Origin of the sequence: Thermogemmatispora sp., from assembly GCF_019683755.1 — a bacterium.
Lineage (GTDB): Bacteria > Chloroflexota > Ktedonobacteria > Ktedonobacterales > Ktedonobacteraceae > Thermogemmatispora.
Genome location: NZ_JADGHT010000289.1, coordinates 1 through 5,986 on the forward strand (window position 1 = coordinate 1; position 5,986 = coordinate 5,986).

4 protein-coding genes are annotated in these 5,986 nt (G+C 59.7%); 2 read left to right on the top strand and 2 right to left on the bottom strand.

What is annotated here, in order from left to right:
• Window positions 1–4: 4 nt before the first annotated feature.
• Window positions 5–856 (bottom strand): serine/threonine-protein kinase, encoded by an 852-nt coding sequence (locus IRZ24_RS15640; protein ID WP_297165957.1) that lies wholly within the window; start codon window positions 854–856, stop codon window positions 5–7.
• Window positions 857–1,798: 942 nt separating this feature from the next.
• Between IRZ24_RS15640 and IRZ24_RS15645 the strand changes: the two genes are divergently transcribed.
• Window positions 1,799–3,112: a glycosyltransferase family 4 protein gene (locus IRZ24_RS15645; protein ID WP_297165959.1), complete on the top strand. Its 1,314-nt coding sequence runs from the start codon at window positions 1,799–1,801 to the stop codon at window positions 3,110–3,112.
• A gap of 11 nt (window positions 3,113–3,123) precedes the next feature.
• Entirely contained in the window at window positions 3,124–4,587 is a 1,464-nt protein-coding gene (locus IRZ24_RS15650; RefSeq protein ID WP_297165962.1) for a glycoside hydrolase family 57 protein, read from the top strand.
• Between the two features lie 15 nt (window positions 4,588–4,602).
• On the opposite strand, the gene IRZ24_RS15655 is transcribed toward IRZ24_RS15650, so the two are convergent.
• Entirely contained in the window at window positions 4,603–5,886 is a 1,284-nt protein-coding gene (locus tag IRZ24_RS15655) for a cytochrome P450 (RefSeq protein WP_297165964.1), read from the bottom strand.
• Window positions 5,887–5,986: the final 100 nt, after the last annotated feature.

The following is a 5,986-nucleotide window of genomic DNA, read 5'->3' on the forward strand; positions in this document are numbered from 1 at the left end:
CGCTTTAATCTCCCAGCAAAGCCCGCTCACAGGCCCTGGCAAAGGCCCAGACAGAGGGATAACGTTGCTCCGGCTCATGAGCCAGTGCCCGTGCTAGCACTGGCTCAATGGCCGGCGGTAGGCTGGGCCTACGCTCCCGCAGCGAAGGCAATGGCGCCCGGCATCGATGAAGCTGCTGCAGTTGGACCAATGAGCCGACAAAAGGGGGGGCGCCGCAGAGCCACTCGTAGAGGACGACTGCCAGCGCATATTGATCGCTGGCCATGCTGGGCCTCCCCTCGAATTGTTCGGGAGCCATGTAGGCCGCGGTGCCCACCAGCATATGGGTGGCCCTCAGGCGCGCCAAACGCGGCGAGGTGGCAAGGCCAAAGTCGCTCAGGAGCAGATGGCCCGGCCTGGCAAGCAGGAGATTGTCGGGTTTGACATCCTGATGCACCAGCCCATAGTTGTGCACCGTCTGTAATGCCGCCGCCGCTTGCCGCAGATAACCGCAGGCCTCGCGTGGCCAGAGACAGGCCCCACCACCACAGTAGCTGCGCATGCTGCCGTAAGGAGCATACTCCATCACCAGAAAGGGAACGCAACCAGCAAAATCAAATTCGTAGATCTGCACAATGTGAGGATGCTTCGCTAGCCTGGCTAGCAGGCTAGCCTCTCGCCTCAGTTCTTCAGCTTCCCAGGCCGAGGCCCGCAGATTCAGGACTTTAATGGCTACCAGACGATCGATGTAGATCTGACGAGCCAAATAGACGCGCGCCATCCCCCCTTTCCCTAGCAGACGGATCAGGGAATAGTTGCCAAGCCGTGTGCCAGGCTCAAGCTCGCTCTCATCATCGCTTTCTTTCACACGCATCATGCTTGCAATCTCCTCTACCAGGCGGCCTTTCGCTCATTACGGCGTGGAAAGCTACGCAGGCCGTTTCCTACTCCTCCGCCTGAGCTTCCCCTATTGGCAGCAACACCGGCATTTCACCATAAGTAAAGCACCATTCAGGCTTGGTTGAAGCATGCTTCTATATAGAAATGACGTCGCAGAGAGGTCGAAGCCAAAGCCATCCCGCGTGTTCGCCGCCAGCCCGTCAAGGGGAGAGGGGCCAAGCCCCCTGAGAATTGCCTGATTGCTGTTGCAGAGGAGATGGTATACTAGACATGAGCAGAGGCGATGTTTCCAGCACTGCCCGCTTCTATGCCAGATGCAAGGCAAGCCTGCGCGAAGACGCCGTCTCTTCCCAACGGCCCGCAGCCAGGGTAGACATTGTTGCAGCCCGAGGAGAGCGCCGTCTCTTCCCACTGACGGACTAGCGACGACAGCTCAAGGAAGGAGTGTCGACGACACGCAGCCGCAGTCATCCCACTCATCGACGATTTATAGACGCACACGGACGCGCACGCCCATGCACGCGCCACAGACGCATTGATGCAGAGCCGCTCATCATGCCCGACCACGCATGGGATCGCACTGAATAATGGTGACAGGTCAAGGGCTTCTCGCGCCCGCTCCTTGTCCTGCGGGTCAAGCGGGCAATCCTGGTTGCCCCTGCTCTCCGCCCACAGGATGGCTGTGGCTGGCTGACGGTTGGTCCTGGCAGACTGGCAGACAGGTGCTGAGAGCATGTCTCTCGTACGAGCCGCCAAGCAACCGACCCACCGCTCTCGTCTTTGCTCTGCCTGGCCTGCTTCGTGCCCGGTCTGCGTCGCTCGGCCAGCGCTCCAGCCTCTCAGCAAGGCGACGGCAAGAGCAAGCTCAAAGGCAATCAGTGCTTTTCTATACAACAGACAGAATAAGGACAGATCAGCTATGATTGAACTAGAGGGAGCTATCTCGCCAGAGAACACACTCTTCGTGCTGCTATGCTTTGAGGGGCCTGATGTCTACTCGACTGCCGGCGGCCTGGGAACCCGGGTCACTGAGTTGAGCGAGGCTCTGGCCACCCAGGGCTACACCACCCATCTCATCTTTATCGGTGACCCGTACAAGCCCCCGGTAGAGCATCGGGTCGATGGCCGCCTGATCCTCAAGCGCTGGTCGCAGTGGGTCAGCAAATATTATCCCAATGGCGTCTACGACGGTGAGGAGCAGAAGCTCTACGATTATAATGAGAGCGTTCCTCAGCATATCTACGAGGAAATCGCCCGTCCGGCGGTCGAAGAGGGGAAGCTTGTGGTGATCATGGGTGAGGACTGGCACACCGCCGAGGTGATGTGTCGCATCTCCGATCTGTTGCACTGGTTCGGCATCCGTCAGCGCGTGTTGATGCTCTGGAACCTCAACAGTCTGATGTCGCTGCACCGCATCAACTGGGGGCGTCTGAGCTATGTGACTACGCTCTGCACGGTCAGCAAGTATATGAAGCATAAGATGTGGGAGCTAGGCGTTAATCCGCTGGTGATCCCCAATGGGATTCCGGCCCGCCACCTGGCTCCAGTTGATCCAGCCATCGCCACACGACTGCGCGAGATCGCGCGTCAGGGAGACCCGCGTCGCCTTTTCCTCTTTAAGATCGGGCGCTTCGACCCCGACAAGCGCTGGATGATGGCCATCGAGGCCGTGGCTCGCTTGAAGCATAGCGGGCATCCTGTGACCCTCTTTGTCCGTGGCGGGATCGAGCCGCATGGGGCTGAGGTTCTCAGTCATGCCTATCATCGCGGGTTGGTCATCCGCGATGTTATCGCCCAGCGCCCTACGCTTGAGCAGTGCATTGAGGCGGTCGCTAACGCCGGCCCCGCCGACATCTACAATCTCCGCTTTTTCTTGCCCGAGGAATTTGTCCGTAGCATCTATCACGCCGCCGATGCCACCCTTGCTAACAGCGGTCATGAGCCATTCGGCCTGGTGGCCTTGGAGGTCATGGCTGCCCGCGGTATCGCCGTTACCGGCTGCACCGGCGAGGACTACGCTATCTCCTTCGAAAATGCTATCGTGACCGAGACCGATGATCCTGATGAGATCGTCGGTTATCTGCTCCATCTGGGCCGCCATCCCGAGGAGCAGGAGCGCATCCGCTGCGCGGGTTTCCGCACGGCTGAGCAGTTCCTCTGGGACCAGGTCATCGAAAACCTCATTAGTAAGCTGGAGTTTCTGGCACGGAAACAGAATATCGTGCTGAAGTAGGGGTTCGGGTTATGGTTGCTGAGCTTGCCATTTATACTGTGGTGCATCAGCCGCGCCGCCTTAAGCTGCCTGCGCAGCCGATTCCACGGGGCGCCTCGATCGAGGATATTGTCCGTTGCCTCTTTGATGAGCGCATGAACGAGCGCTACTTTCGTAAGGTGGCCACCTATTGCTACTATCCGGCAACGCGCATGTTTCTGGACCTGGTGCGCCAGGGCCTGCATTTCTCGATCGGTTTCTCGCTCTCGTTTCTGCGTCAGGCCGAGGCCTGGGACCCCGCTCTGTTGGATCTCTTCCGCGAGCTGGTGGCTCACGAGAACGTGGAGATTATCGGTGTAGAGCCGTACCATAGCTTCTTGTTCTTGCTCGATCTGCCGGCTTTCATTGCTCGTATGCAGTGGATGGCCGATGAGATTGAGCGTATCTTCGGGAAGCGTCCCCAGGTGACCGACACGACCGAGATGTGTATGTCGGTGACGATTTACCATGCGCTGGATTTGGCGGGTTTTCGCGGTGCGCTGATGGATGGTCGCCCTTGGGTCCTGGGGTGGCGCGAGAGTACCCATCTCTATCACTACACCGAGGAGCAACCTTACGCGCTGCCTCCCCAGGCTTACCGTCCGCCAACGGCCCCAGGCCGGCGCAGTACTGGTAACCATCGTAGCCGCAATGCCGTGGTAGGTGACCGCGAGCGCGGCCCCTATCTGTTGGCGCGCCATCTCGATCTGAGTGATGATGTGGGCTATCGCTTCTCTAATCGCTCGTGGTCGGGCTATCCGCTCTATGCCGATACGTATGCCGACTGGATTGCCCATACCTGGGGCGATTTTCTGCTGCTTGGCTGGGACTATGAGACCTTCGGCGAACACCACCGCCTTGATAGTGGTATCTTCGAGTTTATGCGCGCCCTGCCTGCCGAGCTGGCGCGCCGCGGTGTGCAGACGCGCACGCCCAGTGAGCTGATCAATCGCTTCCAGCAGCGCTCTTACCATCTGCCTTTGCCGGTCTACCCAACAACCTGGGCCGGCAGCGGAGGCATGGAGTTTTTCCTTGGCAATAGCGCCCAGCAGACGATCTTTCAGTTGATGGGTCAGGTCTATGGCATGGCTCGTTTGACGGAGAACCCAGAGCTGCTGGACCTAGCCATCTGGCTGGCCCAGTCCGATAATCTGCATCTGATCCAGTGGTTTGGGCGCAGTGGCCCCGAGGCCGAGGTTTCGGCCTACTTCACGCCGCGCGAGTGGTGGGAGCTGGGGCCGGATGGCGTGATTCGGGAACAGCAGCAGGTCTATCTGAATGCGATTCGGGCAATGGAGCCGTACTTGCCGACGACAGTGGCGCGCCAGGAGCGCTTGCGCGCCCGTCTCGCTAGGGCGAGCAGCGTACGCAGTACGCGCACACGCTCGGCTGACGCGCCCGCTCAGGAGCAAGGCAGCGCTCTGTTGGAAGCCGGCTACGTGCTTCAGAAGGCTTAAGCCGCTGCCAAGCGCTCATCGGGCCGGCTCCGGCCTTTCATCTAGTGTCACGATGCAATCACGGATCTCATAGCCACAGATCAGGTCGTTCCAGCGTAGCCGCGGCGGACGCTCAAGACGCAATCCCGGCAGCGCTAGCAGGCGCCGCAGGAAGATGTCGCTTTCTTGCAAGGCAATAGGGGCACCGGGACAGCGATGCGGGCCATCGCCGAAACCCATGAGCGAGGGTGTAACACGCTCTTCGCGCAGCACTCGCCCCGCACAGAGCCGCTGCGGCTGCGCTCCGGCAACACGTTCGTCTCCGTTGATAGCGTAGATGTGGAGGTCGATGAGCGCGCCCGCGGGAATGCAAGCTTGCTCTCCAGAGTCGGCTGCGAGTCTGAGCTCCTCAGTGGTTCGGCGATAAAGGTGGCCCACTACTGGCTCTAACCGAAGCACTTCCTCTAGAAGCGCTAAACGCTCTTCTTGCGAGCCTTGCAGGAAGCGCTGGCGGAGGGCTGGCTGCTCTAGCAGATGCCAGGCCGCTACGCAGATGAATTCGCGTGTGGTGATCATGCCTGCTGCGCCATAGGTGACGCATTCGGTTAGAATCTCTCGCTCGCTATCGCCCTGCGCTAGCAGGTGGGAGATGACGTCTCGGCGAGGCCGTCTCCGTCGCGCCCGAATCGCCGGGCGTACATCTAGCCAGTAGAAGCGCAGCACCGCCCACTGTAATCCGAGAAAATTGAGCCAGGTCCGGGGATGAGCGCTCAGGCGCTGAATGGGATAGCGAAAGAAGGCTCCTAGCCGACGCGCCATGCCTGGGAGTAGGCTGTCGGTTAAACCGACAACTTCGGCGGCGACACGTACGGCCATTTCTAAGGTCAGTCGGCTCAGGTCGACTCGCTTGCGCCGCTTCAGCTCCTCAATGAGGCGCTCGCTCAATCGTTCCATCAGCTCCCGGTATTGCTCATCGACGACCCGTGGGGCGAAAAAACGAGCCGTCAGTCGCCGCTGCTGTTGGTGATCTTGACCATCGCTGAAGAGTAGCGGCAGACGCATGAGATGGGGGAGCCGCGCCAGGATCTCGGCTTTGAAGCCGGCTTGACGTACGACACCGCTGCGTAGAAGAGTTCTGGCCGCCTTGAAGCTGCGTATATGCCAGATGCCGGCCTGATCACGCTCAATCGCTGGCTGGACACGCTCGGGAGTACGCGCCGTCTTTTGCTCTCCTCCCCATAGCTGAGACTTGCTACGCTCATTGCATCCTTGCTCTCGCTTGGCTGCTACCATACTCTGAGCATGGGGACATGCCTCCATTGTCAGCCTCCCTCCTCTTGGTCTTGTCGGCCTCTGCTTCACTGGACAAGGCGCATGGCTCATTGCACCTTTATGAAACATAGTATATCATAGTATATTC

What these genes read in the sequence shown, in the direction of transcription:
- IRZ24_RS15640 (WP_297165957.1), bottom strand. Translation starts at nt 856, where the DNA reads ATGATGCGTGTGAAAGAAAGCGATGATGAGAGCGAGCTTGAGCCTGGC.
- IRZ24_RS15645 (WP_297165959.1), top strand. Translation starts at nt 1,799, where the DNA reads ATGATTGAACTAGAGGGAGCTATCTCGCCAGAGAACACACTCTTCGTG.
- IRZ24_RS15650 (WP_297165962.1), top strand. Translation starts at nt 3,124, where the DNA reads ATGGTTGCTGAGCTTGCCATTTATACTGTGGTGCATCAGCCGCGCCGC.
- IRZ24_RS15655 (WP_297165964.1), bottom strand. Translation starts at nt 5,886, where the DNA reads ATGGAGGCATGTCCCCATGCTCAGAGTATGGTAGCAGCCAAGCGAGAG.